The sequence below is a fragment of the Propionivibrio pelophilus DSM 12018 genome, from assembly GCF_059569095.1.
The window spans coordinates 16,925-40,928 of record NZ_JCANUT010000012.1; the positions used below are offsets into that span (position 1 = coordinate 16,925).

At 62.8% G+C, this 24,004-nt stretch carries 22 protein-coding genes; 12 read left to right on the top strand and 10 right to left on the bottom strand.

All coding sequences use genetic code 11. From position 1 onward, the window contains the following. Window positions 1–9 precede the first annotated feature (9 nt). The 3 genes from BO74_RS07410 to BO74_RS07420 form a co-directional block, all read right to left on the bottom strand. A complete protein-coding gene (locus BO74_RS07410) occupies window positions 10–909 on the bottom strand; it encodes a hypothetical protein (RefSeq protein ID WP_496441206.1) in 900 nt (299 codons plus the stop codon). An 18-nt stretch (window positions 910–927) separates the two neighbouring features. Continuing rightward, window positions 928–1,500, bottom strand: a complete 573-nt coding sequence (locus BO74_RS07415) for a LemA family protein (RefSeq protein ID WP_496441207.1) — start codon at window positions 1,498–1,500, stop codon at window positions 928–930. Between the two features lie 61 nt (window positions 1,501–1,561). Continuing rightward, complete coding sequence (locus BO74_RS07420; RefSeq protein WP_496441208.1) at window positions 1,562–2,428, bottom strand: HDOD domain-containing protein; 867 nt, start codon at window positions 2,426–2,428, stop codon at window positions 1,562–1,564. Between the two features lie 261 nt (window positions 2,429–2,689). Between BO74_RS07420 and ndk the strand changes: the two genes are divergently transcribed. The 10 genes from ndk to BO74_RS07470 all read left to right on the top strand — a co-directional run bounded on the left by ndk (window position 2,690) and on the right by BO74_RS07470 (window position 13,669). Further along, entirely contained in the window at window positions 2,690–3,118 is a 429-nt protein-coding gene (gene ndk / locus BO74_RS07425) for a nucleoside-diphosphate kinase (protein ID WP_305073639.1), read from the top strand. A 25-nt stretch (window positions 3,119–3,143) separates the two neighbouring features. Then, window positions 3,144–4,241 carry a dual-specificity RNA methyltransferase RlmN gene (rlmN, locus tag BO74_RS07430; protein ID WP_496441209.1) on the top strand — a complete coding sequence of 366 codons (1,098 nt, stop codon included), beginning with the start codon at window positions 3,144–3,146 and terminating at the stop codon, window positions 4,239–4,241. Further along, on the top strand, window positions 4,238–5,053 hold the full coding sequence (gene pilW, locus BO74_RS07435) for a type IV pilus biogenesis/stability protein PilW (protein WP_496441210.1): 816 nt from the start codon (window positions 4,238–4,240) through the stop codon (window positions 5,051–5,053). The genes rlmN and pilW overlap by 4 nt, the downstream gene beginning before the upstream one ends. Next, window positions 5,050–6,036 (top strand): helix-turn-helix domain-containing protein, encoded by a 987-nt coding sequence (locus tag BO74_RS07440; RefSeq protein ID WP_496441212.1) that lies wholly within the window; start codon window positions 5,050–5,052, stop codon window positions 6,034–6,036. Before pilW ends, BO74_RS07440 begins: the two co-directional genes overlap by 4 nt. Window positions 6,037–6,038: 2 nt before the next feature. Further along, complete coding sequence (gene ispG, locus BO74_RS07445; RefSeq protein ID WP_496441213.1) at window positions 6,039–7,277, top strand: flavodoxin-dependent (E)-4-hydroxy-3-methylbut-2-enyl-diphosphate synthase; 1,239 nt, start codon at window positions 6,039–6,041, stop codon at window positions 7,275–7,277. Next, window positions 7,274–8,575: a histidine--tRNA ligase gene (gene hisS / locus BO74_RS07450; protein ID WP_496441214.1), complete on the top strand. Its 1,302-nt coding sequence runs from the start codon at window positions 7,274–7,276 to the stop codon at window positions 8,573–8,575. Before ispG ends, hisS begins: the two co-directional genes overlap by 4 nt. After that, window positions 8,575–9,264 carry a YfgM family protein gene (locus tag BO74_RS07455; RefSeq protein WP_496441215.1) on the top strand — a complete coding sequence of 230 codons (690 nt, stop codon included), beginning with the start codon at window positions 8,575–8,577 and terminating at the stop codon, window positions 9,262–9,264. Before hisS ends, BO74_RS07455 begins: the two co-directional genes overlap by 1 nt. Beyond that, the gene (gene bamB / locus BO74_RS07460) at window positions 9,264–10,403 is read left to right on the top strand and encodes an outer membrane protein assembly factor BamB (protein WP_496441217.1); all 1,140 of its coding nucleotides are present in this window, start codon (window positions 9,264–9,266) and stop codon (window positions 10,401–10,403) included. The genes BO74_RS07455 and bamB overlap by 1 nt, the downstream gene beginning before the upstream one ends. After that, a complete protein-coding gene (der, locus tag BO74_RS07465; RefSeq protein ID WP_496441218.1) occupies window positions 10,400–11,860 on the top strand; it encodes a ribosome biogenesis GTPase Der in 1,461 nt (486 codons plus the stop codon). Before bamB ends, der begins: the two co-directional genes overlap by 4 nt. A gap of 87 nt (window positions 11,861–11,947) precedes the next feature. Continuing rightward, on the top strand, window positions 11,948–13,669 hold the full coding sequence (locus BO74_RS07470; protein ID WP_496441220.1) for a cation:proton antiporter domain-containing protein: 1,722 nt from the start codon (window positions 11,948–11,950) through the stop codon (window positions 13,667–13,669). A 114-nt stretch (window positions 13,670–13,783) separates the two neighbouring features. Here BO74_RS07470 and BO74_RS07475 read toward each other — a convergent pair whose 3' ends face one another. The 6 genes from BO74_RS07475 to BO74_RS07500 form a co-directional block, all read right to left on the bottom strand. Further along, a complete protein-coding gene (locus BO74_RS07475; RefSeq protein ID WP_496441221.1) occupies window positions 13,784–15,412 on the bottom strand; it encodes a response regulator in 1,629 nt (542 codons plus the stop codon). A gap of 108 nt (window positions 15,413–15,520) precedes the next feature. Further along, window positions 15,521–16,804 (bottom strand): sulfate adenylyltransferase subunit CysN, encoded by a 1,284-nt coding sequence (cysN, locus tag BO74_RS07480; protein ID WP_496441223.1) that lies wholly within the window; start codon window positions 16,802–16,804, stop codon window positions 15,521–15,523. Between the two features lie 17 nt (window positions 16,805–16,821). Further along, window positions 16,822–17,736, bottom strand: coding sequence for a sulfate adenylyltransferase subunit CysD (cysD, locus tag BO74_RS07485; RefSeq protein ID WP_496441224.1), 915 nt, complete (start codon window positions 17,734–17,736; stop codon window positions 16,822–16,824). A 17-nt stretch (window positions 17,737–17,753) separates the two neighbouring features. Further along, the gene (locus BO74_RS07490; RefSeq protein WP_496441225.1) at window positions 17,754–18,482 is read right to left on the bottom strand and encodes a phosphoadenylyl-sulfate reductase; all 729 of its coding nucleotides are present in this window, start codon (window positions 18,480–18,482) and stop codon (window positions 17,754–17,756) included. Between the two features lie 11 nt (window positions 18,483–18,493). Then, window positions 18,494–19,003, bottom strand: a complete 510-nt coding sequence (locus BO74_RS07495) for a DUF934 domain-containing protein (RefSeq protein ID WP_496441227.1) — start codon at window positions 19,001–19,003, stop codon at window positions 18,494–18,496. After that, on the bottom strand, window positions 18,996–20,696 hold the full coding sequence (locus tag BO74_RS07500; RefSeq protein ID WP_496441228.1) for a nitrite/sulfite reductase: 1,701 nt from the start codon (window positions 20,694–20,696) through the stop codon (window positions 18,996–18,998). Before BO74_RS07500 ends, BO74_RS07495 begins: the two co-directional genes overlap by 8 nt. Before the next feature lie 124 nt (window positions 20,697–20,820). Between BO74_RS07500 and cysB the strand changes: the two genes are divergently transcribed. Together cysB and BO74_RS07510 are read left to right on the top strand one after the other, a co-directional pair. Beyond that, window positions 20,821–21,768 carry an HTH-type transcriptional regulator CysB gene (gene cysB, locus BO74_RS07505; RefSeq protein WP_496441229.1) on the top strand — a complete coding sequence of 316 codons (948 nt, stop codon included), beginning with the start codon at window positions 20,821–20,823 and terminating at the stop codon, window positions 21,766–21,768. Continuing rightward, window positions 21,752–22,066, top strand: coding sequence for a hypothetical protein (locus tag BO74_RS07510; protein ID WP_496441230.1), 315 nt, complete (start codon window positions 21,752–21,754; stop codon window positions 22,064–22,066). Before cysB ends, BO74_RS07510 begins: the two co-directional genes overlap by 17 nt. Before the next feature lies 1 nt (window position 22,067). Here the strand turns inward: BO74_RS07510 and BO74_RS07515 are convergent, their stop codons facing one another. Continuing rightward, window positions 22,068–23,990 carry a sensor domain-containing diguanylate cyclase gene (locus tag BO74_RS07515; protein ID WP_496441231.1) on the bottom strand — a complete coding sequence of 641 codons (1,923 nt, stop codon included), beginning with the start codon at window positions 23,988–23,990 and terminating at the stop codon, window positions 22,068–22,070. Between the last annotated feature and the right edge of the window lie 14 nt (window positions 23,991–24,004).

A 24,004-nucleotide genomic window follows, 5' to 3' on the forward strand; every position in this document is an offset into this window, starting at 1 on the left:
ACCGGGGGGTCAGTAGTAATGGTTCAGCACCCAGGGAATCGCGCCCAGGGAGGCAAGGAAGATGACTACGTGAAAGCCGGACCACAGCAGGAAGCGGCGGGCCAGCTTGTTCGGGTCGAGGTTGGATAGCAGGTAGTGGCGCCCGTTGCGCGGGCAACGCAGGGTGTTTACGTCGCTATCGTTGCGGGCTTCGCGGTGCATTCGAGTGACCTCGCGCCGCGCGGCCTGCCGCGCCAGGCCCCATTCCTGCATGTCGATTTCGCCGTCGCCGTTGAGGTCGAAGCGCTCGAGCAGCGTGACCTTGTCCTTCTTCCATTCGGCGAGCAGGTCGTTCAGGTCCTGAGTGGCATCGAGATCGACCGAGCCGCCGCCGAGCGTGTGGAAGTCGCCGAGCGCATAGACCTCGTCGTTGATCAGGAGCTTCCATTCGGTGTTGCGGTAATGCCCCTCGGTCCAGGTTTCCTTGTGCCGGGTGAGAATCTCCGCGCCTTCGACATCGACCACGCAACGGCCGCTGCCGTCATCGATGATGAACGGAACGTCGCTTTCGCCGCGGCTGACCGTTTCCCATTTGTCGCCACCTTTCTTTTCCTCCACCTGATATCGGTACCACAGGCAGGGCAGACGGGTCAGGTGCGAGAGCAGCGGCGGGTGGTCGAGCGGTTGGCCCGTCCCCATCAGTTCGACGTAGCCTTGCGCGGCCGAGGCGATGCGGGAGGTCGGCGTGTCGGTGATGGCGCGACGCCGGCGCAGGGTCGACATCCAGGCGATCAGGCTGATGGCGGCGATCAGTGCGAGGCACACCGTCCAGCCTTCGCGCGATTCGGCTTTCAGCCCGATGAACAACAGGATGAGCTGGCCGCCCGAAGTGATGAACTGCGCGTAGCCCCGGCGGAGCGTGAGGATCATGCGGGAAACCGCCGGTGGTTAGCCGAAGAGTTGCTTCAGGTCTACGTCGGACTTTTCCGCAGTGGAGAATTCGAGCAACGGCTTGATCTCGAAATTGAACAGGCGGGCGATGATCGCGTCGGGGAATTGCTCGACGCGCACGTTGTTGATGTTGACCGCGTCGTTGTACAACTCCCGGCGGTCGGCGATGCCGTTCTCGAGGCTGGTAATGCGCTGCTGCAGCTGCATGAAGTGTTCGTTGGCCTTGAGTTCCGGGTAGGCTTCGGCGACGGCGAACAGGCGGCCGAGGCCCATGCGCAACGCGCCTTCCGCCTCGCCGAGCGCGCCGATGTTCTGCGTCTCGCGGGCCGACTGGACCTGCGAGCGCGCCTCGATCACGCGTTGCAGCGTTTCCTGCTCGAACTGCTTGTATTGCTTGCAGACCTCTACCAGTTTGGGCAGTTCATCGTGCCGCTGCTTGAGCAGGACATCGATGTTTGCCCAAGCCTTGGCGACGTTGTGCTTGAGCGCGACGAGCCCGTTGTAGAGCATGACGCCGTAGATGGCGGCGATGGCCAGTACGCCGAGAAAAATCATGTTGCCTATGGACATGCGGGGCTCCCAGATTGTTGCACGGTAATGGTTGGTGAAAAAGATGTGGCGAGGCCGGGTGTTATTCGCAACGCCCCGCCGGTGACGGCAGGCGGTATTGCTGCGCGGCATCGTCGGGTATGGCGAGGCGGCTGAGCAATGTGCTGCGGTCGATGTGCAGCAGCTTTTCGATGGCCGAGAAGTCGTCGGGCAGCGCCGGATCATTCCAGTCGTTCGCCGAATGGCGTGCCAGATTGACGGCCAGGATGACGTTGCGTACCCGCGCTTTTTCGGCGTTGGCGTCGTCCATCAGCATTTTGACCAGGTCCGGGAGGTGCCAGGCGTTGCACAGGGCCAGTTGCAGATCGAAGAGGCGGATGCCGAGCACCTGCTCTTGGGCGATGGCGCTGCGCAGCGTCCGGTCGGCCTGCTGGCGACCACGGACCTCGATGGCCAGGCGCGGAGCGAAACACCAGAGCAGGATCTCCGCCAGATCATGCAGCAGGGCGGCGAGGGCGACTTCCTCGACGTTCCAGTCGTGTCGCTCGAAGGCCCAGTCGTGAGCGTAGCGGGAGGCACGCTGGACGCGCCGGATGACATGCAGTACGCCGAGGAGAGCCTGTGGTTCGTCCTTGAGCAGCGCTTCGACCGTTTGCGGCGACTCGAAGCGCCGGAAGAAGGGTTCCACGCCGAGCATCATGACGGCGTTGGCGATGGTGGTGATATCCGACTGCAGGTGCTTGCCGCGGAAGGGTTGGATATAGGCGAGAACCCGGATGGCGAGCAGGGGATCCTGCAGGACGATGGCGGCAATGTCGCGCCCGGTGATCTGGTCGATGTTCTGCCGGGCCTCTTCGAGACGTCTGGCGGTCTGGCGAAGGATGGGGATTTCGACTGAGTTGAAGTACGTTACCCAGGATTCCAGGGTTTGGAAGGGCTGTTCGATCATCGTCTCAACTTGAAAAAATACCCCAAGTAATCACGCTAATTTATTGATTGGAAATGGGGTGTGGTCGAATGAAATCATGGTACCTTCTGCAGTCGCCTGCGGCAAGCCCGGTGGCTGGATGTATCAGGAAGAGGATGATTTCTGCCTTGTCGACCGGCACGGTACCCGGCAAAGGGATATTGGTACAATATAGGGTTTTCCGGGCATCCATTCTGTCGTGTCAGCTGTTTATCCTTTTTAATCCTCGTGGAGAATGATTTCATGGCTATCGAACGCACCCTTTCCATCATCAAACCTGATGCCGTCGCCAAGAATGTGATCGGAAAGATCTATTCCCGTTTCGAATCCAACGGGCTGAAGATCGTCGCATCGAAAATGGCCTGGCTCTCGCCGCAGGAAGCCGGTCAGTTCTACGCGGTGCACAAGGAACGTCCCTTCTTCGGCGAACTCGTCGAGTTCATGACCTCCGGGCCGGTGATGATTCAGGTGCTGGAAGGCGAGGAGGCGATCGCCAAGAACCGCGACCTGATGGGGGCCACCGATCCCAAGAAAGCGGCTCCCGGCACCATCCGCGCCGATTTCGCCCAGTCGATCGACGCCAACGCCGTGCACGGATCAGACGGTCCGGAAACGGCGAAGGTCGAGATCGCCTTCTTCTTCCCTGAAATGAACGTCTATTCCGGGCGCTGACCCGACGACGTCAACGAGTCGTTGCATGACCGTCAATCTGCTTGATTTCGATGCAGCCGGCCTCACGGCCTATTTTGCCGGGCTGGGCGAGAAGCCTTTCCGTGCGCGGCAGGTGCTGCGCTGGATGCATCGTTTCGGGCAGAGCGATTTCGATGCGATGACCGATATTGCCAAGAGCCTGCGCGAGAAGCTCAAGCAGGTGGCGGCGATCGTCCCACCGGCGATCGTTTCCGACCGGCTTTCCGACGACGGTACACGCAAGTTCCTGTTCGACGTCGGTGGCGGCAATGCTGTCGAGACCGTCTTCATTCCCGAGGACGACCGGGGGACGCTCTGCGTGTCCACGCAGGCCGGTTGCGCGCTCGACTGCGCCTTTTGTTCTACCGGCAAGCAGGGATTCAACCGCAACCTGACGGTGGCCGAGATCATCGGCCAGCTATGGCAGGCCAATCGCGCGCTCGGCGCCGATCCCAACGGCGAGCGGATCATCAGCAATGTGGTGTTGATGGGAATGGGCGAGCCGCTGGCCAATTTCGAGAATGCGGTCACGGCCTTGCGCCTGATGCTTGACGACAACGCCTACGGCTTGTCGCGCCGGCGTGTGACTGTTTCCACGTCCGGCCTGGTTCCGGTGATGGACCGGCTGCGCGACGAGTGCCCGGTGGCGCTCGCTGTGTCGCTGCATGCGCCGAATGATGCGCTACGCGACGAACTGGTGCCGATCAACCGAAAGTACCCGCTGCGCGAACTGATGGCGGCCTGCAAGCGTTACCTGGAAAAGGCGCCGCGCGATTTCGTGACCTTCGAGTACGTGATGCTCGACGGGGTGAACGACTCCGATGCGCACGCCCGGCAATTGCTGGCCCTGACGCGTGACGTTCCCTGCAAATTCAACCTGATTCCGTTCAATCCGTTTCCGGCTTCGCCCTTCCGTCGCTCGCCGGCGCCGCGTATCCGCGCCTTCGCCGATATCCTGATGAGCGCTGGCATCGTGACGACGACGCGCAAGACCCGTGGCGATGACATCGATGCAGCGTGCGGGCAACTGGCCGGGCAGGTGCGCGACAAGACGCGCCGTACCGCGGGCGGGGTCATCCCTATCCACGAGGAAAAACGACAATGATGAGGGTTCTCGGAAGGATGGTCTGCGTTGTTTCCGTCGGCTTGCTCGGCTGTTCAGGCATGAACGTCCTGCAGCAACAGCCCCAGGAACAGCAACAAACACAGGCGCAGACGATGGTTGGCGTCATGCCTGCGCCTAAGGATGCGCGAACCCGGGCCAAGGTGCATACGGAACTCGGCTCGCTGTATTTCCAGGACGGCAAGCTGATCGTCGCCCTTGAGGAGTTGACGCTGGCCGCCGCGATCGATCCGGACTATGCGCCGGCGTTCAGTACGCGTGGTCTGATTCTTTATCACGTGAAGGAATACGACTCTGCGGAAAAGGATTTCCGCCGGGCGCTGACCCTGGAGCCGCGCAACTCCGACATCAACAACAACTTCGGTTGGTTCCTGTGCCACACCGGGCGGGCGAAGGAGTCGATCGGCTACTTCGAGCAGGCGCTCGGCAATCCGTTGTACCAGACGCCGGAGCTGGCCTACATGAACGTCGGCGAGTGCCTAGTTCAGCTCGGCGAACTCGACCGGGCGGAAGATTACTTGCGCAGGGCATTGCGTCTGTCGCCGGAAAACCCGCAGGCGCTGTTTCATCTCGCGAATGTTTTCTACAAGCGCGGCAACTACGACGCGGCGAGAAAGCAACTCCTGGACGCGGTGCGGCATTCCAGCCCCGGGCCGCAGATTCTCTGGTTGTCGCTGCGCGTCGAGCGTCGCTTGGGCAACAGGGTCGATGAAGAGAGCCTGGCCGCCCAGCTGCGGCGCAAATTTCCTGACTCCAGCGAGTATCAGGCGTATTTGAAGGGGGATTTCGAATGAGCGGAGAGCGACTCGCCAATGAGGCCGTGAGCGATGCAGCTCCGGTCGGGAGCGACGAGAATCGTCCCGATCCGTCGGCGGATGTCGGTGGAAAGCTGCGTGCGGCGCGCGAAGCGAAACGACTGTCGATCGAAGACGCGGCCTTCGCGCTCAAGCTGAGCCCGCGCCAGGTGGCGGACATCGAAGCGAACGAATGGTCGGGACTGCCCAAGTCGGTCATTCGCGGCTTCGTGCGCAACTATGCGCGTCATCTCGGCCTTGATCCGGCGCAGTTGATGGACGGCCTTGAGCACATGCCGTTGCCGCAACGGCCGGAACTGCGTGTCGATGTCGGGACGCCGGTGAGCATGCCGCGGGAAGGGCGTGCCGATCGAAGGGATTATTTCAGGATCATTTCCGGGTTGATCATCCTGCTGCTGGCGCTAGCAGCCTACCTGCTGTTGCCGCCGGAAACGTGGCGGTCGGTCGTTGAACGGATCAAGGCTGTGGTGGTCACGGACTCGACGCCGGTTCCTGCCGGGGCGGACATGCCTGCGGGCGATGTCGCTGCGGAGCCCGTGCCGGTGGCTCCCGTTCCCGTCGCGCCGGCAGTACCGGCTGAGCCGGCTCCCGTACCTGCTCCGGTTCCGGCTCCCGCTTCGATACCGGCGACACCCGTACTGCCTACTCCACAAGAGAGTATGCCAACCGTTCCGCCTGTCCCGGTTGCGTCGGCCGTTGTGACACCGGTGGCGCCGGCAGGTGGCGACGCGTTGTATTTCAGCTTTTCCCAGCCATCCTGGGTCGAGGTACGCGACCGCAGCGGAGAAATCGTTTTTTCCCAATTGAACCAGGCCGGGAGCCAGCGTGAAGTTACTGGCCAGCCGCCGTTTGCGCTGGTGATCGGCAACGCCTCGCGGGTAACGCTGCAGTTTCGCGGCAAGCCCGTCGACCTGATGGCCATCCGCAGCAAGGGCGATGTCGCCCGCCTGACCCTCGAATGAGCATGAGTACTTCCATCAAGCGTCGCCTGACGCGGGCCGTGAAAGTCGGCAAGATTCTCGTCGGCGGCGAAGCGCCGGTCGTCGTGCAGTCGATGACCAATACCGACACCGCCGATGTGGTGAAGACCGCCATTCAGTGCGCGGAACTGGCGCGCGCCGGATCGGAACTGGTGCGCATCACCGTCAATACACCGGAAGCCGCGGCGGCCGTGCCGAAGATCTGCGAGCAGCTGGAGCGCATGGGCGTCGATGTGCCGCTGATCGGTGATTTTCACTACAACGGCCACCGCCTGCTGGCGGATCATCCGGAGTGCGCGCAGCGGCTTGCCAAGTACCGGATCAACCCCGGCAACGTCGGGCACGGCAAGAAGCGCGACGAGCAGTTCGCACAGATGATCGAGATCGCCTGCAAGTACGACAAGGCGGTGCGTATCGGCGTCAACTGGGGCAGCCTCGATCAGGATCTGCTGGCCCGAATCATGGACGACAACGCCAAGCGGCCGCAGCCGCTCGACGCGGTCGGGGTGATGCGCGAGGCGATGGTTGCCTCGGCGCTGGAATCGGCGCGAAAGGCGGAAGAATTCGGCCTGCCCGGCGATCACATCATCCTGTCCTGCAAGGTTTCCGGCGTGCAGGACCTGATCGGCATCTACCGCGAGTTGTCCCGTCAGTCCGATTACGCCTTGCATCTCGGTCTGACCGAGGCGGGGATGGGCTCCAAGGGCATCGTTGCTTCGACGGCGGCGATGGCCGTGCTGTTGCAGGAAGGCATCGGCGACACCATCCGCGTTTCGCTGACCCCGGAGCCGGGCGGCCAGCGTACCCAGGAAGTCGTGGTTGCCCAGGAAATGCTGCAGACCATGGGACTGCGCGCCTTTACGCCGATGGTCACCGCCTGCCCCGGCTGCGGCCGGACGACCAGCACCTTCTTCCAGGAACTGGCTCAGCGCATCCAGAATTACGTGCGCGAGAAGATGCCGCGCTGGCGCGAGGAATTCGACGGCGTCGAGAACATGACGCTGGCCGTCATGGGCTGCGTGGTCAATGGTCCCGGCGAGAGCAAGCACGCCAACATCGGCATCAGCCTGCCGGGAACCGGCGAGGCGCCGGCGGCGCCCGTCTTTGAGGACGGTGTGAAGACCGTCACCCTGCGCGGCGAGAACATAGCCGAGGAATTTACCGCCATCGTGGATCGCTACGTGGCACGAACCTACACAAGAAAGAACGCTCCGCAATCATGAGTCAGACAATCCAGTCCGTGCGCGGGATGAACGACATCCTGCCCGGTGAATCCGAGCTTTGGGAACTCTTCGAGGAAACGATTCGCTCCTGGCTGAAAAGCTATGGCTACCGGCCGATCCGTCTGCCGATCGTCGAACCGACACCGCTGTTCAAGCGGGCGATCGGCGAAGTGACCGACATCGTCGAGAAGGAAATGTATTCCTTCGAGGACTGCCTGAACGGCGAGCAACTGACGCTGCGGCCCGAAGGCACCGCCGGTTGCGTACGGGCGGTGATCCAGCACAATCTGGCAGCGCAGCGTCCGCAGCGCCTCTACTACATGGGGCAGATGTTCCGCCACGAACGGCCGCAGAAGGGGCGCTACCGCCAGTTCAACCAGGTTGGCATCGAGTCGTTCGGGTTTGCCGGCCCGGATATCGACGCCGAGCAGATTCTCATGTGCGCGCGCCTGTGGGACGACCTTGGCCTCGACGGCATCAAGTTGCAGCTGAACTCGCTGGGGCAGCTTGAGGAGCGGGCGAACTACCGCGCTGAACTGATCGCCTACTTCGAAAAGTACGCCGACCTGCTGGACGAGGACGCCAGGCGCCGCCTCTACACCAACCCCTTGCGCATTCTCGACAGCAAGAACCCGACGATGCAGGAGATGATCGCCGGGGCGCCGCAGCTGATGGCCCATCTGGGCGCCGAATCGCTCGCGCACTTCGAGGGTGTCCAGCAGATCCTGCGCGATGTCGGCATCCCCTACGAAATCAATCCGCGCCTGGTGCGCGGGCTCGATTACTACAACCTGACCGTCTTCGAATGGGTCACCGATCGCCTCGGTGCACAAGGAACGGTCTGCGCCGGCGGGCGTTACGACGGTCTTGTCGAGCAACTGGGCGGCAAGCCGACGCCGGCGTGCGGCTTCGCCATGGGCGTCGAGCGGCTGGTGACGCTGATTCGCGAATCGGGCGTCGAACCGGAGCTGGAAGGCGTCGATGTCTATCTGGTGCATCAGGGCGACGCGGCCTCGCGCATGGCGCCGCGGCTTGCCGAGGGCTTGCGCGACCAAGGCATCAACGTGCTCTTCAACTGCGGTGGCGGCAGCTTCAAGTCGCAGATGAAGAAGGCCGATGCTTCCGGCGCGATGTTCGCGATAATCATCGGCGACGACGAGGCCAGCGCCGGCGAAGTGACGCTGAAGCCCCTGCGTGCCGAAGAAGGCCAGGGCCTGCGCAACGAACAGAAACGTGTCAGCGTCGACCTCGTCGCTGACGAAATCATGAACGCATTTTTCGATGGAGACGACGCCTGATGGCTGCCTACGATCTTGAAGAACAGGAACAGATTGCCGAGATAAGAGCCTGGTGGAAGCAATACGGTAACCGGCTGGTCAATGCGGCCACGGTCATCGCGCTGCTGGTGCTGGCCTGGCAGGGCTGGAACTGGTATCAGCGCAACCAGACCGCGCAGGCGTCTATGGTCTATAGCGTCCTGCAGCAAGCCGCGCAGGCAAACGATACGCAGAAGGTGAAGGCGGCGAGCGGCGAACTGCTGGAGAAATTCGGCAGGACGGCGTATGCCGAAATGGCCGCGCTGGTGTCCGCCAAGGCGATGGTCGACAGCGGTGATGTGCAGACGGCGAAGGCGCAGCTGGTCTGGGCCGTCGAGCATGCCACCAACGAGTTGCGCGATCTGGCGCGTCTGCGCCTGGCTGCGCTGCTGCTCGACGAGAAAGCCTACGATGAGGCGCTCAAGCAGCTGGAAGGCGCCTCTGGACCGGCCTTCGAGGCGCGTTTCCTCGACATGCGCGGTGACGTTCTTGCCGCGCAAGGGAAGAAGCCTGAAGCAGTCGCGGCCTATCAGGCAGCGCTGGCCAAGCTGGATGAACTGGTCAAGACCGGCAAGAGCGGCGCGGCAGGGCAGGAATGGCAGGGCCGCTCGAATGCTGTGGCCCGCGAGCTGATGAACCAGAAGATCGACGCCCTGGGCGGGGCGAAGTAATGCGCCGCAGCCTTGTCCTCATTCCCCTGCTTGCCTTGGTCGCCGGATGCGCGTCGCTTGATGCGATCAATCCGTTCGCCAAGAAGGGGCCGAAAATGGCCGAACTCAAGCCATTTACCGCCACTGCCCAGACGCGTGTCGTCTGGCAGGAGAGCATCGGCAAGGGGGCTGACTATATCTTTACGCCGGCTGTTTCCGGTTCCTCCGTCTATGCGGCCGGCAACAATGGCGTGCTGACGCGGATCGACGACGGTAAGACGGCCTGGAAGGTCGAAGCGGATCAGAAGCTGTCAGCCGGTGTCGGTACCGATGGCCGTCTGGTGGCGGTCGGCTCGCCGGAAGGCGACCTGCTGGTCTTCAGCGCTGCCGATGGCAAGCTGGCCTGGAAGGCCAAGGCGACGAGCGAAATCCTGGCGCCTCCGGCGGTGGGTGAGGGACTCGTTATTGTCCGCAGCGGCGACAACCGCCTGATCGCCTACAATGCCGCCGACGGCAAGCGCAAGTGGATTTTCCAGCGTCCGGCGCCGGCGCTCTCCTTGCGCGCGACGGCGGCCCCGGTGATCGACGGCAAGTACGTATTCGCCGGGTTCCCCGGGGGCAAGCTGATCGCCGTGAATCTTTCCAACGGTGCGCCAGTCTGGGAGGGTACGGTTGCCTTGCCGAAGGGGACGACCGAACTTGAGCGGATCGCCGATATTTCCAGTTCGCCGGTCATTGCCGGGCGGATCATCTGCGCGGTGGCCTATCAGGGCCGCGTGGCCTGTTTCGATCTGGGCAACGGCAACCTGATCTGGGCGCGCGACGTGTCGAGCTCCGTCGGCTTGGCGATGGATTCGCGCCACCTTTTCGTTTCGGATGACAAGGGCGCCGTGCACGCGCTCGATCTGGCCAGTGGCGCCAGCCTCTGGAAGCAGGATGCACTTTCGCTGCGCCGGGTTTCTGCGCCGGTGGTGCGCCGCAACCTCGTTGCCGTTGCCGATGTGCAGGGCGTCGTCCATTTCCTGAACCGTGAAGACGGCGCCTTTGCAGCGCGCCTGACCACCGACGGCAGCGCTGTTGTCGCTCCGTCGCAGCCCCTTGGCCGGAATCTTCTGGTGCAGACCAGCAAGGGCGGTCTTTTCGCTATCGAGGCAGAATGAAGCCCACCATCGCCATCGTCGGCCGGCCGAATGTCGGCAAATCGACCCTCTTCAACCGGCTGACCCGCTCGCGTGATGCGCTGGTCGCCGACATCCCCGGTCTGACACGCGACCGCCATTACGGCCACGGCAAGGTGGGGACCAAGCCCTATCTGGTGGTCGATACCGGCGGCTTCGAACCGCTGGCCAAGGACGGCATCATGCACGAGATGGCGCGCCAGGCCGAGCAGGCCATCGCCGAGGCGGACGCGATCATCTTCGTGGTCGACGGGCGCGTCGGCATCACCGCGCTCGACAAGGAAATCGCCAACAAGCTGCGCCGTGCGCAGCGGCCGGTTCGCGTCGCGGTCAACAAGTCCGAGGGGATGAACCGCGGCGTGGTGATCGCCGATTTCCACGAACTCGGTCTGGGAGACCCCTACGCGATTTCGGCGACGCACGGCGAAGGCGTGCGTGGCCTGGTCGAGCAGGTGCTCGAACCTTTCCCCGAGCCCGAGGAGGACGAGGGCAAGAGCGACAAGCTGAAGGTGGCCATCGTCGGCCGGCCGAACGTCGGCAAGAGCACGATGATCAACGCGCTGATCGGCGAGGAGCGGGTCATCGCCTTCGACCAGCCGGGCACGACGCGCGATTCGATTTCGGTGGAATTCGAGCGGAATGGTAAAAAATACACGCTGGTCGATACTGCCGGATTGCGGCGCAAGGGCAAGGTGTTCGAGTCGATCGAGAAATTCTCGGTGATCAAGACGCTGCAATCGATCGAGGATGCCAACGTGGTCGTTCTCGTGCTCGACGCGCGGCAGGATATTTCCGACCAGGATGCACACATCGCCGGCTTCGTCGTCGAATCCGGGCGGGCGCTGGTCGTCGCGGTCAACAAGTGGGACGGCCTCGACGCGTACAAGCGGACGCAGATCAAGGAAACAATCGAGGTGCGCCTCAAGTTCCTTGATTTCGCCAAGTTCCATTACGTCTCCGCGCTCCAGGGCGAGGGGTTGGAGGCGGTGTTCCGCTCGGTCGATGCCGCCTATCGTGCTGCGACCATCGATCTGTCCACGCCGAAGCTGACCCGGGCTCTGATCGATGCCGTCTCCCGCCAGTCGCCGCCGCGCAACGGGATCTTCCGGCCGAAGCTGCGCTACGCGCACCAGGGTGGGCGCAATCCGCCGCTGATCGTGATCCACGGCAATGCGCTCGACAAGGTGCCCGATTCCTACCAGCGCTACCTGGAGCATACGTTCCGGGATGTGTTCAAGCTGCAGGGAACGCCACTGCGCATCCAGTTCAACATCTCGGAAAACCCCTTTGCCGAGGCACGTCCGGCTGCTCAGGCAAGAAAACGGTTGACACCTGACGAGCGGAAGACGGCAAAGGGCCCCGCCACCAGAGCACCGAAGAAGCCCGCCGCGGCTGCCGGGAAGGCCACGGTCGTAAAAAACCGACCGAAACCGCGTTAGGTTTTCCGTACTGCCGGGCCGGCAGGCCAGCAACAGAAAGCGGGTATCCTTGAGGGGTACCCGTTTTCGTTTCACGGAGCCTTGCCGATGCCTCATGAAGTCACCCTGATCACCACTGTTGCTGCCGCGTTCGGGTTTGCGCTGATCCTTGGCATCCTCGCCGAACGCTGCCGCCTGCCGGCGATGGTCGGCTATCTGGTCGCCGGCATCCTGATCGGTCCCGCGACACCGGGTTTCGTGGCGGACATGAGCACCGCCTCACAACTGGCCGAGATCGGCGTGATGTTGCTGATGTTCGGTGTCGGCCTGCATTTTTCGCTCGATGATCTGCTGGCCGTCCGGCGTATCGCGGTGCCCGGCGCCGTGGTGCAGATGGGGCTCGCGACGCTGCTCGGAATGGGCGTGGCAACCTTCTGGGGATGGAGTGTCGGTGCCGCGCTGGTGTTTGGCGTTTCGCTTTCCTGCGCCAGTACCGTGGTTCTGCTCAAGGCGCTAGAGTCGCGCGGCCTGCTCGAAACGCACAACGGCCAGATTGCCGTCGGCTGGCTGGTGGTCGAGGATCTGGCGACGGTGCTGGTGCTCGTCCTGTTGCCGCCGCTCGCCGGCCTGCTCGGCGGGAACGGTGAAGCGTCCGGAAGCGGGATGTCGCTCTGGCTGGCGCTGGGCAAGACGTTGCTGCAGATTGCGGCGTTCATCGCCCTGATGCTGCTGGTCGGCCGTCGCGTGTTACCCAAGTTGCTGTGGCTTGTCGCGCGCAGCGGTTCGCAGGAGTTGTTCACGCTGGCGGTGATCGCGGCAGCCATCGGCATCGCCTACGGCGCCTCCGCATTGTTCAACGTGTCGTTTGCTTTGGGCGCTTTCTTCGCGGGGATGGTCATGCGCGAGTCGGAGTTCGCCCATCGCGCAGCGAGCGAATCGCTGCCGTTGCGCGACGCCTTCGCGGTACTGTTCTTCGTTGCGGTGGGGATGCTCTTTGATCCGGTAGTCGTTGTCGAAGCGCCGCTCAAGGTGCTGGCTGTGGTGGCCATCATCATTCTCGGGAAAACCCTGGCGGCGATGGCGCTGGTGCTGGCCCTGCGCTATCCGTTGAACACGGCCCTGACCGTGGCGGCGAGCCTTGCGCAGATCGGCGAGTTCTCCTTCATCCTGGCGGGTCTGGGCGTCTCGCTGGGCTTGCTCAGTGGTGAAGGCCAGAGCCTGGTGCTGGCCGGCGCGCTGATCTCGATTGCGCTGAATCCGCTGCTGTTCGCCATCGCAACGCCGCTGCGGGAGTGGATCATCGCGCGTTCCGCCATCGCACGGCGACTCGAACAACGCCCCGATCCCTTCGCCGAACTGCCGATGGAAACGGAGAGCAAGTACCTCAAGGGGCAGGTGGTCCTCGTCGGCTACGGCCGCGTGGGCCGGCGGATCGCCTGCGTGCTCGGCGAGAACGGCATTCCGTTAATCGTCGCGGAACAGAACCGCGAGCGGGTGGAGGCGCTGCGCAAGGAAGGCATCGCGGCCGTGTGCGGTGATGCCGCCGACGATCCGGGAACGCTGATCCAGGCGCATATTGTCGACGCGGAGATGCTCGTCGTCGCCACGCCGGATACCGTCGATGTGCGGAAGATGACCACCATTGCCCGTACGCTCAATCCGGATATCGAGATCATCGTGCGCACCCATAGTGAATCGGAACTGGAGCTGTTGGAAAGCGACGGGGTCGGGAAGGTGTTTTTTGGCGAGGAGGAATTGGCAAGAGGGATGAGCCGGCACGTGTTACGGCGATTCGTCCCCGAGGGCGATGCGAGCGGGGGGCGTCATTGAGGACGCAGGAAATACCAGAGCAGTCGAATCAGGAAGATGTCTTTCACGGCTGATGTGAAAGCCTTGAACGAGGCTCCGGGGCCTGTTCTATTCCAGCTTCCATAGATGGGTGCGCTACGCGGGTTCGCTGCGTGTCGTTGGGGAGTGCCGTTCTCCCCCGTGCTTGACGGCGATCGAGTTGTAGCGGATGTGTGCGTTGATGACGCGCTTGTCGCGTGGTAGCAGGGTGAATGCGTCGATCAGCTTTTCACGCGCCTTGGCGGCGTCGTCGTCCGACCAGTTTTTCGCGAGTTCCTCGATGGTCTCAATCATCGACAGGACGATCTGCTCGGCAAGCACGGCTTTGCGCGAGACGCCCGGGGCCGCGGATTGTGCATCACTGTTCTGCGCTGCGGCGTCCGGTTCCAGCCAGGCGTTCAGCCGGGCCTTGAGCTTGCCCGGTAACGACGCTTTTACGGATACCTTGGCGATGAGTTCCGTCGCCCGCTCGACGTTGCCTTGCTGGACGGCTTCTTCGGCGATCTCCATGGCAAGGTTGTCCGAGGCCTCCGCCGGGTTGGCGTCGAGCATGTCGAAGACCCGTTCCATGCAGGTCTTCGCGGCGTCCATCTGGCCCTTGCCGCGATGGACCATGGCCGAGGCGACTTCCGTCCCCATCTTGCCCTCCTGGATGTCCTTGGCCTCGGTGCGCATTTCCTCGGCGACCCGGGACGCTTCGTCGACCCGCTCTTCTTCGAGAAGCGAGCGGGTCAGCGTCAGGTAATCGTCGACCTTCAGGAGGGCGGAACGCTTGGTGCGATCGACGACGCGTTTCAGCGTGCTGATGACCTTCTCCCGGTCGCCGGCTACTTCAGCGATGTCGGCTATTTTCCGCAGCCGATCGGTACTGCTCGACGAGGTGATCGCCGAGGCGCGTTCAAGACAGTCGATCGCCTTGGAGAATTCTCCGGCCTCCTCGTGCATCTTCGCCAACATGTCGTAAACGGAGATGAATTCCGGATGTTCCTCGTTCAGTCGTTGCGCCTCGTCCTTCGCCTCGTCGAGGCGATGCTGCTTTTGTAGCGTCATCGCGTAGCCCATCCGCGCCCACGGAATCGCCCGGGTGGCGATTATCGATTCGTAGATCGAAGCCGCTTCCTCGGCCCGGCCGAGGGTTACCAGCGATTCCGCTTTCAGGCGCAGGGCGTCGAGGACGTAGCGCGGTGACTTGTGCATCGCTTTGTCGCAGGCGGCAATGGCGGCCTCATGCTCATCGGCTTCAAGATGGTCGAGAACATGGCGGAGCGCCTTCTTCTTCTGTAGTGAACGGTCGAGGCGGGTGTACAACTGATCGGGCGTGTAGGGCTTGATCAGGTAGTCGTCCGGGGCGAACTCGGCCGCCGCCGCGACGTGGTTGTACTTGCGTTCCGCGGTGGCGATGATGAATACGCTGCGCAAAGGCAGGATGTGCTCGTAGCGCAGTTCCTCCAGCAGTTGCTGGCCATCGCGTTTTTCATCGAGATGGTGGTCGCAGATCACTATGTCGTAAGGGATGGTGCGTACCATCCGCATCAGTTCGGAAGCGTTGGCCGCCATCGCGATCGATGTGGCACCGATGACTGACATCTGTTCGCGCATCCAGGTGCGGACCGTGAAGTGCTGGTCGGCGATCAGCACGCGCAGGCCGGCCAGCGGGCCGCCCTTGTGGGCGGACGTTTCGGTAAGGAAGGGCTGTGGCCCGGAATCGTTCTGGCTAGGGGACATGCCGGCTTTCGTGGCGAGCAGAGGCGCCGCGGCATTCTACGCCAGGAAGGGAAGGGGAGAAACGCCCGGTTTTCACCGGGCGTGTTCGACACGTTCTTCCAGGTTGGATCAGAGGAGCATGCCCGCGCCGACCGTGTTGTTGGTCGATTCGTCGATTACGATGAAGGCGCCGGTGCTGCGATTGCGGGTGTAGGCGTCGGGGAAGATCGGCTGCGCGAGCTTCAGGCTGACCCGGGCGATATCGTTCATCGCCAGCTTTTCCGCCGGTTGCCGCTCCATCGTGTTGACCTCCATACGATAATCGATGCCGGCGATCATCGCCTTGGCGTCGCGCGTGGTGTGGCGGATCAGGTATTTTCGGCGCGGGTCGAGCGGGGTTTCGGAAAGCCAGCAGAGCATCGCGTCGATCTGCTTGCTCACCAGAGGTTGCTCGTTGCTCTTGACGATCATGTCGCCGCGCGAGATGTCGATCTCATCCTCGAGCAGGAGGGTGATCGACTGTTCGGCGATGGCGATCTGTAATGATTGATCGAGGATGCGGATATCCTTGACGCGCGACTCGCGGCCCGACGGCAGGACGGTGACGGTGTCGCCGACACCAATGCTGCCGGATTCGACGCGCCCCATGAAGCCACGGTAGTCGTGCAGTTCGGGGTTGGCCGAATCCTGGGGGCGGCAGACGTATTGCACCGGGAAGCGGAAGTCCTCGGAATGCTCGACGTGCGAGGCGTTGGCCGTTTCCAGCAACTCGAGCAGCGTCGGGCCGTGGTACCAGCCGAGCCGGTCGCCGTGTTCGACGACCATGTCGCCGTTCAGCGCCGACATCGGGATGAAGCGCACGTCTTCGATGCCGAGCTTCGCGGCGAATTCGAGATAGTCGGCCATGATCTTGTCGAACACCTCCTGCGAATAGTCGACGAGATCCATCTTGTTCACCGCGACGACAAGATGCGGAATGTTGACCAGGTGCGTGAGGTACGAGTGGCGGCGAGTCTGCGTCAGCACGCCCTTGCGTGCGTCGATCAGGATCACGGCGAGATCAGCGGTCGATGCGGCGGTAACCATGTTGCGCGTGTACTGCTCGTGCCCCGGCGCGTCGGCGATGATGTATTTGCGCGTGCCGGTGGTGAAGTAGCGGTAGGCGACATCGATGGTTATGCCCTGTTCGCGCTCGGCCTGCAGGCCGTCAGTGAGCAGAGAAAGGTCAATAGCCTCCATGCCACGCTTCTTAGACGTGCGCTCAATGGCGTGCAAGGTGTCGACGAGGATGGTCTTGGTGTCGTAGAGCAGTCGGCCGATCAGCGTGCTCTTGCCGTCGTCGACGCTGCCGCAGGTGAGGAAGCGCAACAGGCCGTGGTCGGTGAGGGGCGGGAGTTTTTCGGGTGCGTTCATTTGTTGCAGCTCCATTCTCAGAAATAGCCTTCCTTCTTGCGCTGTTCCATCGACGCTTCCGATGTCTGGTCGTCGAGGCGCGTCGCGCCGCGTTCGGTGATCGTCGTTTCGGCGGTCTCGGCGATGATCTTGCTGATCGTGTCGGCGTCCGACTCGACGGGCGCGGTGCAGGTAATATCGCCGACCGTGCGGAAGCGCACCTTCAGGTATTCCACCTTGTCTTCCGGCTTGGCTGGCGTGATCTCGGTTACCGGCAGCAGGCCGCCGGCCTTGCGTACCACCGGGCGGGTGTGCGCGTAGTAGATCGACGGCAGTTCGAGGTTTTCGCGCTCGATGTACTGCCACACGTCGAACTCGGTCCAGTTCGAGATCGGGAAGACGCGGATGTTCTCGCCCTTGAAGGCGCGGGCGTTGTACAGGTCCCACAACTCGGGGCGCTGGTTCTTCGGGTCCCATTGGCCGAATTCGTCGCGGAACGAGAAGAGGCGTTCCTTTGCGCGAGCCTTTTCCTCGTCGCGCCGGGCGCCGCCGATACAGGCGTCGAAGCCGAATTCCTCGATCGCTTCGAGCAGCGTCACCGACTGGTGCTTGTTGCGCGATTCGTCTGCTGATTTGAGAACGACGGTGCTGCGTTTCATCGAGTCCTCCACCGAACGCACGATGAGCCGCTCGCCGAGTTCGGCGGCGCGCTTGTCGCGGTAGTCGGTCACTTCCTTGTAGTTGTGGCCGGTGTCGATGTGCATCAGCGGAAAGGGGAAACGGCCGGGGCGGAATGCCTTCTCGGCGATGCGCAGCATGCAGATCGAGTCCTTGCCGCCGGAGAACAGCAGCACCGGGTTGGCGCACTGGCCGGCGACCTCGCGCATGATATGGATGGCTTCGGATTCGAGCCAGTCGAGGTGGGTCAGTGTTTGTTTCGTCAGTGTGGTCATGATTCGGCTCTCGGCGCTCAGGGTTTCTTCACATGCAGTCCGCATTCTTTGCTTTCAGGTTGTTCCCACCACCACCGCCCGGCGCGGATGTCCTCGCCGACGGTGATGGCGCGCGTACATGGGGCGCAGCCGATGCTCGGGTAGTGCTTGTCGTGCAACGCGTTGTAGGGGACGTCGTTGAGCTTGATGTAGGCCCAGACCTCCTTTTCCGTCCAGTCGGCGAGCGGGTTGAACTTTTCCAGGCCGTTGACTGCGTCGAACGCCTGTACCGGCAGGCCTTGGCGCATCGCTGACTGTTGGGCGCGCATGCCGGTGATCCAGGCCTTCTTGCCTGACAGCGCGCGTTGCAGCGGTTCGACCTTGCGTACATGACAGCAACCCTTGCGCAGTTCGACCGATTCGTAAAAAGCGTTGATCCCGTGTTCGCGCACGTAGGCTTCAACCAGTTCGTGGCGCGGGAAATACACCGTGAGTTTCAGGCCGTAGTGCTCCTTGACCTCGGCGATCAGATCACAGGTTTCGGACGGCAGGCGGCCGGTATCGAGCGAGAAATTCTCGATGGCGAGCTTTTCCGTGCAGATCAGATCGGTGAGCACCATGTCCTCTGCGCCCAGACTGTTGGCCAGCGCCGCCGGCGAGTACTCGGTAGCGATCCTTTTCAGCAGCGTGACGGCTTGTTCCGTCTTTCGCGATACGGCGTCGAGCAGCGCAGTATCGTCGAGATTGAGGATGTGGAGCGGGGGCATACGTTAACTCCTTATGCGGCTCGGCGGCGGAACAGCGGTTGCGGCTGGTCGACGGCGGCTTGGTAGAACTCTGAGAAGTCTTTGAGCCCGGCGAGCGCTGCCTCGATATCCTTGTCGGCGCGCACCGCGTAGGCGTCGAAACCGCAGCGTTTCAAGAAGTAGAGTTGGTCCTGCAGCACGTCACCGATAGCACGCAGTTCGCCAGCGTAGCCGTAGCGTTCGCGCAGCAGACGGGCGCTTGAGAAGCCGCGGCCGTCGGCGAATTTCGGGAAGTTGATGGCGATGAGCGTGAAGTGCTTCAGATCGGCGGCAATGGCTTCCGGCCCTTCGTTGCTGTCGAGCCAGACACCGAGTGGTTGGCCGCGGCCGATGAGTTCGTCCTTGCGCGCCTGCCAGACGGATAGTGGGACAATCACGTTCTGTTCCAGTAGCACTACTGCCTCCGGCGTTTCGCCTTCGACCAGCTTGAGAATCGTCCAGGTATCGTCGACGATGCTTTCATTCTTGATGATCTTAGTCATGGGCGGCTCCTTCTTCGCTTGCTGCGGTTTTCCTGCGGTCGCGCCCGCGGTAGGCGCGTTCCTTGAACGGTTCGATGCCGAGGCGGTTGAACGTGTCGATGAAGCGTTCCTCCGGCGAGCGCTGCTCGAGATACACGGAGACCAGCGCCTCGATTACGTCCGGAACTTCCTCGGCCGAGAATGAGGGGCCGATGACCTTGCCGATCGTCGCGGCGTTGCCCTGCTGGCCGCCGACTGTGATCTGGTACCACTCCTCATTGTTCTTATCGACGCCGAGCACGCCGATGTTGGCAACGTGGTGGTGGCCGCACGAGTTCATGCAGCCGGAGATGTTCAACGAGATCTCGCCGAGGTCGTGCAGGTAGTCGAGATCGTCGAATTTCTCCTGCACCGCCAGCGCGATCGGTACCGAACGGGCGTTGGCCAGCGCGCAGAGGTCGCCGCCGGGGCAGCAGATCATGTCGGTCAGCAAGCCGATGTTGGCGGTGGCGAGACCGTGCGTACGGGCGATGCTCCAGATGTCGAACAGGTCGCGCCGGCGCACGTCGGATAGGACCACGTTCTGCTCGTGCGTGACACGCAGTTCGCCGAAGCTGAAGCGGTCGGCGAGGTCGGCGATGGCCTCCATCTGCGTATCGGAAATGTCGCCGGGCGGGCTGCCGGGCGCTTTCAACGACAGCGTCACTGCGGCGTAACCGGGCACGCGGTGCGGGTGCGCGCTGCGTTTCACCCACCCGGCGAAGGCCTTGTTTTCCGCCGCGGCAGCAGTGAACGCCGGGGCGTTTTCCGGCAGCGATTCGTAGGGCGGCGGCGCGAAATGCGCGGCGACACGGTCGAACTCCGCGTCGGTCAGCGTCGCCGGGCCGTCCCTGAGGAACGACCATTCCTCCTCGACCTGACGGGCGAACTCCTCGACGCCGAGCGCGTTGACCAGAATCTTGATGCGTGCCTTGTACAGGTTGTCGCGGCGGCCGTGGCGGTTGTAAACGCGGATCAGCGCGTCGAGGTAGGTGAGCAGGTGCCGGCGCGGCAGGAAGTCGCGCACGACCTTGCCGATCACCGGCGTGCGCCCCATGCCGCCGCCGGCGAAGACGCGAACGCCGATCTCCCCCGATTCTCCGTGGACAACCTCCAGCCCGACGTCGTGCGTGCGGATCACCGCGCGGTCCTCAGCGGCGGCATTCACGGCGATCTTGAACTTGCGCGGCAGGAAGGCGAACTCCGGATGGAAGGTCGACCACTGGCGCAGAATCTCGCAGTACGGACGCGGGTCGGTCAACTCGTCGGGGGCGACGCCGGCGAACTTGTCGGTGGTGATGTTGCGGATGCAGTTGCCGGACGTCTGAATGGCGTGCATCTCGACGGTCGCCAGTTCGCCGAGAATTTCCGGCGTCTCCTCGAACTTCGGCCAGTTGAGCTGCAGGTTCTGGCGTGTCGTGAAGTGACCGTAGCTCCGGTCGTAGCGGCGCGAGATGTCGGCGAGCTTGCGCAGTTGGTCTGCCGACAGCAGTCCGTAGGGAATCGCGATGCGCAGCATCGGGCCGTGCCGCTGGATGTACAGGCCGTTCTGCAGGCGCAGGGGTTTCAGTTCGTCATCGGAAAGCGTACCGGACAGATTGCGGGCAATCTGACTGCGATACTGCGCGACGCGCTCGTTGACGATTTGTCGGTCGATGCTGTCGTAACGGTACATGGGGCGTGGTCCTTCTGGCCGAGGCCATGAATGGGTGATCGATGCCGCATGGTAGTACGACTGACTTGATCAAAAAAGAATATTAAGTTAGATTGTTATTCCTAAACGTTATTAAACGGTTGCAATGAAACTCCAGCAGTTGCGTTATCTCGTCGAAGTCGCCCGCTGTGGCCTCAATGTCTCCGAGGCTGCGGAGGTGCTGTACACGTCGCAGCCCGGGGTGTCCAAGCAGATCAAGCTGCTGGAGGACGAGCTCGGGGTCATCGTCTTCGAGCGCAGCGGCAAGCGCCTGACGGCGATCACCGAGCCGGGCAAGCGGGTGCTCGACATCGCCGGGCGGATTCTGCGCGAGGTGTCCAACATCAAGCGGGTCAGCGAAGAGTATGCGGGCGGGGACAACGGCAGTCTGATCATCGCCACGACCCATACCCAGGCGCGTTACGCCTTGCCGACCGTGGTCAAGAATTTCGTCGAACGGCATCCGGACGTTCGGCTGTCGATGCATCAGGGCAGTCCGACGCAAATCGCGGAGTGGACGCTGAACGGCGAGGCAGACATCGCCATCGCCACGGAGGCGCTCGACCAGTACCCGCAACTGGTCATGCTGCCCTGCTATCAGTGGGGGCACAGCGTTGTCGCGCCGGATGGGCATCCGATCCTGTCCGAGGAAACGATCACGCTGGCTACGCTGGCACGTTGGCCGCTGATCACTTACGATCCCGCTTTCGCCGGGCGTTCGCGTATCAACAAGGCGTTCGAGCGGGCGCAGTTGACGCCGAACATCGTCCTGGCGGCGATCGATGCCGACGTGATCAAGACCTATGTAAGTCTCGGGTTGGGGCTCGGGATCATCGCCAGCATGGCTTACGATACTGCCCGCGACCAAGGCCTGCAGGCTCGCGATGTGTCGCAGTTGTTCGGCCTGAACACCACCCGTATCGGACTGCGGCGGGGAGTCTACCTGCGCCGGTTCGAATACGATTTCATTGAATTGTTTGCCTCGCACTTGTCGAAGAGGGCTGTCGACATGGCGATGGAAGGATCAGGAATCCATGATGAATATCAGCTTTGACCCTTCCGGTGGCCCGCAGCAAAGTCTGCTGGCCCGGATTGTCGGCGGCGTGGTCGGCGTACTCGTGCTGATTGGCGCGTTCATGTTTTCGGCCGTGGTGTTTGTCGCCGTGGCGATCGTTGCCCTGGCGTTCTGGGGCTGGTTCTGGTGGAAAACCCGTGCGTTGCGGCGCCAGATGCAGGAGCAGATGCGTGAACCGATGCGGGATTCACCGTTCCGCGCGCCGGCGGATGAGTCGAATGTTATCGACGGTGAAGCCGTTCGCGTTGACGACGAGCGCAACCGGCTCGATCAATGAGTTATTGCGCCGCGTCTGCGACAACGCGGTTCCGCCCGGACTGCTTGGCCTGATATAGCGCCGTATCGGCAGCGCGGATCAGCGCTTCGCCGTCGGCAGTCTTGCCGCTGGCTACCGCAACGCCGATGCTCAGTGTGACCGGGATTCGCCTGCCTTCCCACAGGAAAGACGAGGCTTCGACCTGAGCGCGGATCCGTTCTGCGATCTGCAGCGCGATTTTCGGCGGGGCGTTGGTCAGGATCGCGGCAAACTCCTCGCCGCCATAGCGGAAGATCATGTCCTCGGCACGCGAGGCGCGCCGGAGAATCTCCGCCAGTTGCCCCAGCACTGCGTCGCCGGCCGCGTGGCCGTAGTTGTCGTTGATCTTCTTGAAGTGATCGATATCCAGCATCAGGCAGGCCAGCGGTGCGCCGCTCGATTGCGCGAAGACGAGCTCGGAGGCCAGGAAGTCCATGCCGTTGCGCCGGTTGGGCAGTTGCGTCAAGGGGTCCGTCAGGGCGTCCTGCAGCAGCCGCTTCTGGGCGGTGGCGAAGGCGTCGGTCGAACGCATGATGCCCTGGCGCTCACGATGAATCTGTTCGCGCAAAATCAGCATCCGCACCGCTGTCGTCAGGTGTACACGTAGCGCCTGCTCGTTGACCGGTTTCACGAGCACGTCGTCGGCCCCCGCGGCAATGAGTTCCAGCGCCCGCTGTTCCTGATTCGGTGTGGCCAGGAACAGCGCATAGCTGTCTTCGCCGTCGACACTCTGGCGGAGGGTGTGGCAGAAGCGGGCAGGGTCGAGTCCCGGCATCGACATGTCAGCGATGATGATCGGCGCGGGCCGTCGCAAGGCTTTGGCCAGTCCGACGGGCGTCTCTTCGACGAGCACCGGCTGATGCCCCATCGATTCGAGCAGATGCATCAGTGGCTTGAGCTCGTTCAGCGGAATGCCGATCAGTTGTGCGTTGAGGCATGGTGCGCGGGAGCGGCGGTCTTCGCCAGCCGCGACTGTCCCCATGCGGCGGACCGGCGGCGTGGCTGCGAGGATTTCGGCGAACGGCGGCACATCGCGGGTGCGTACCTGCAATTTTGCGCCCCATTCCCGCCAGCCGGCGACGACCCGGTCGACCAGTTCGTTCAGCGTTTCGCCGCCGATGCCCAACCTCGCCGCTCTTGCCAGCAGGCCGGGGAGCAGACTCCAGCGCGATTCTTCGTCGACCATGCAAATCTGCGCCAGCGCGCTGGCGAAGCTCAGCGACTGCGTCAGGATGTGGGCACGGGATCCGTCGGTAAACTCCGCGGCGTCCGGGTTCTCGAAGTGGAAGGCGGCCTGGATCAGAACTTCCGGCAGGCCCCACTCGCAGAGGAGACTTGCGCCGAGTTCATGGTGGTCCATGGCGAAACACCGCTGTTCGAGTTCGGCGATCGGCAGATCCTTTTCGCGCGCCTTGATCAGGATGCCTGCGTATTCGTCCGGGAAAAGGGTGGCGAGCGCCAGTTCTCCGACGCGGGAGAGCAGGCCGATGGTGAAAATTTCCTCGCTGGCAATCTGGGCGAAGTGGGCCAACTCCTGGCAGGCGATCCCGGTAGCCAGCGAGTGCCCCCAGAATCTTTCGTAGTCGAACTCGGTGCACAAGCCGCCACGGTGGTTGTGCATGACCGACAAGCCGATAACAAGATCACGCACCCGGAACGAGCCGAGAGCGACGATCGCCCGCTGGAGAGAGATGATCGGACGCGAGCGGCCGAATGCCGCCGCATTGGCGAAGTACAGTATGCGCCCGGCGATCGCCGGATCTGACTGTACCAGTTGCACGAGATCCGAAACGCGGTAATCCTCACGCTGCAACAAGCGGATGATCGACAATGCCACCCCCTTTGGCGACGGCAGCTTGCCGGTGGCCTTGAGCTCTGCGAATCGTTCAGGGGCGACAAAACGCATTCGGGATATCTCCG

Coding starts and splice junctions, on each gene's coding strand:
- bamB (WP_496441217.1), top strand. CDS start 9,264: ATGCGCCGCAGCCTTGTCCTCATTCCCCTGCTTGCCTTGGTCGCCGGA.
- BO74_RS07410 (WP_496441206.1), bottom strand. CDS start 909: ATGATCCTCACGCTCCGCCGGGGCTACGCGCAGTTCATCACTTCGGGC.
- BO74_RS07490 (WP_496441225.1), bottom strand. CDS start 18,482: ATGCCCCCGCTCCACATCCTCAATCTCGACGATACTGCGCTGCTCGAC.
- BO74_RS07420 (WP_496441208.1), bottom strand. CDS start 2,428: ATGATCGAACAGCCCTTCCAAACCCTGGAATCCTGGGTAACGTACTTC.
- BO74_RS07455 (WP_496441215.1), top strand. CDS start 8,575: ATGGCTGCCTACGATCTTGAAGAACAGGAACAGATTGCCGAGATAAGA.
- BO74_RS07475 (WP_496441221.1), bottom strand. CDS start 15,412: ATGTCCCCTAGCCAGAACGATTCCGGGCCACAGCCCTTCCTTACCGAA.
- cysB (WP_496441229.1), top strand. CDS start 20,821: ATGAAACTCCAGCAGTTGCGTTATCTCGTCGAAGTCGCCCGCTGTGGC.
- BO74_RS07440 (WP_496441212.1), top strand. CDS start 5,050: ATGAGCGGAGAGCGACTCGCCAATGAGGCCGTGAGCGATGCAGCTCCG.
- BO74_RS07470 (WP_496441220.1), top strand. CDS start 11,948: ATGCCTCATGAAGTCACCCTGATCACCACTGTTGCTGCCGCGTTCGGG.
- cysN (WP_496441223.1), bottom strand. CDS start 16,804: ATGAACGCACCCGAAAAACTCCCGCCCCTCACCGACCACGGCCTGTTG.
- BO74_RS07515 (WP_496441231.1), bottom strand. CDS start 23,990: ATGCGTTTTGTCGCCCCTGAACGATTCGCAGAGCTCAAGGCCACCGGC.
- BO74_RS07495 (WP_496441227.1), bottom strand. CDS start 19,003: ATGACTAAGATCATCAAGAATGAAAGCATCGTCGACGATACCTGGACG.
- der (WP_496441218.1), top strand. CDS start 10,400: ATGAAGCCCACCATCGCCATCGTCGGCCGGCCGAATGTCGGCAAATCG.
- cysD (WP_496441224.1), bottom strand. CDS start 17,736: ATGACCACACTGACGAAACAAACACTGACCCACCTCGACTGGCTCGAA.
- ndk (WP_305073639.1), top strand. CDS start 2,690: ATGGCTATCGAACGCACCCTTTCCATCATCAAACCTGATGCCGTCGCC.
- ispG (WP_496441213.1), top strand. CDS start 6,039: ATGAGTACTTCCATCAAGCGTCGCCTGACGCGGGCCGTGAAAGTCGGC.
- hisS (WP_496441214.1), top strand. CDS start 7,274: ATGAGTCAGACAATCCAGTCCGTGCGCGGGATGAACGACATCCTGCCC.
- pilW (WP_496441210.1), top strand. CDS start 4,238: ATGATGAGGGTTCTCGGAAGGATGGTCTGCGTTGTTTCCGTCGGCTTG.
- rlmN (WP_496441209.1), top strand. CDS start 3,144: ATGACCGTCAATCTGCTTGATTTCGATGCAGCCGGCCTCACGGCCTAT.
- BO74_RS07500 (WP_496441228.1), bottom strand. CDS start 20,696: ATGTACCGTTACGACAGCATCGACCGACAAATCGTCAACGAGCGCGTC.
- BO74_RS07510 (WP_496441230.1), top strand. CDS start 21,752: ATGAATATCAGCTTTGACCCTTCCGGTGGCCCGCAGCAAAGTCTGCTG.
- BO74_RS07415 (WP_496441207.1), bottom strand. CDS start 1,500: ATGTCCATAGGCAACATGATTTTTCTCGGCGTACTGGCCATCGCCGCC.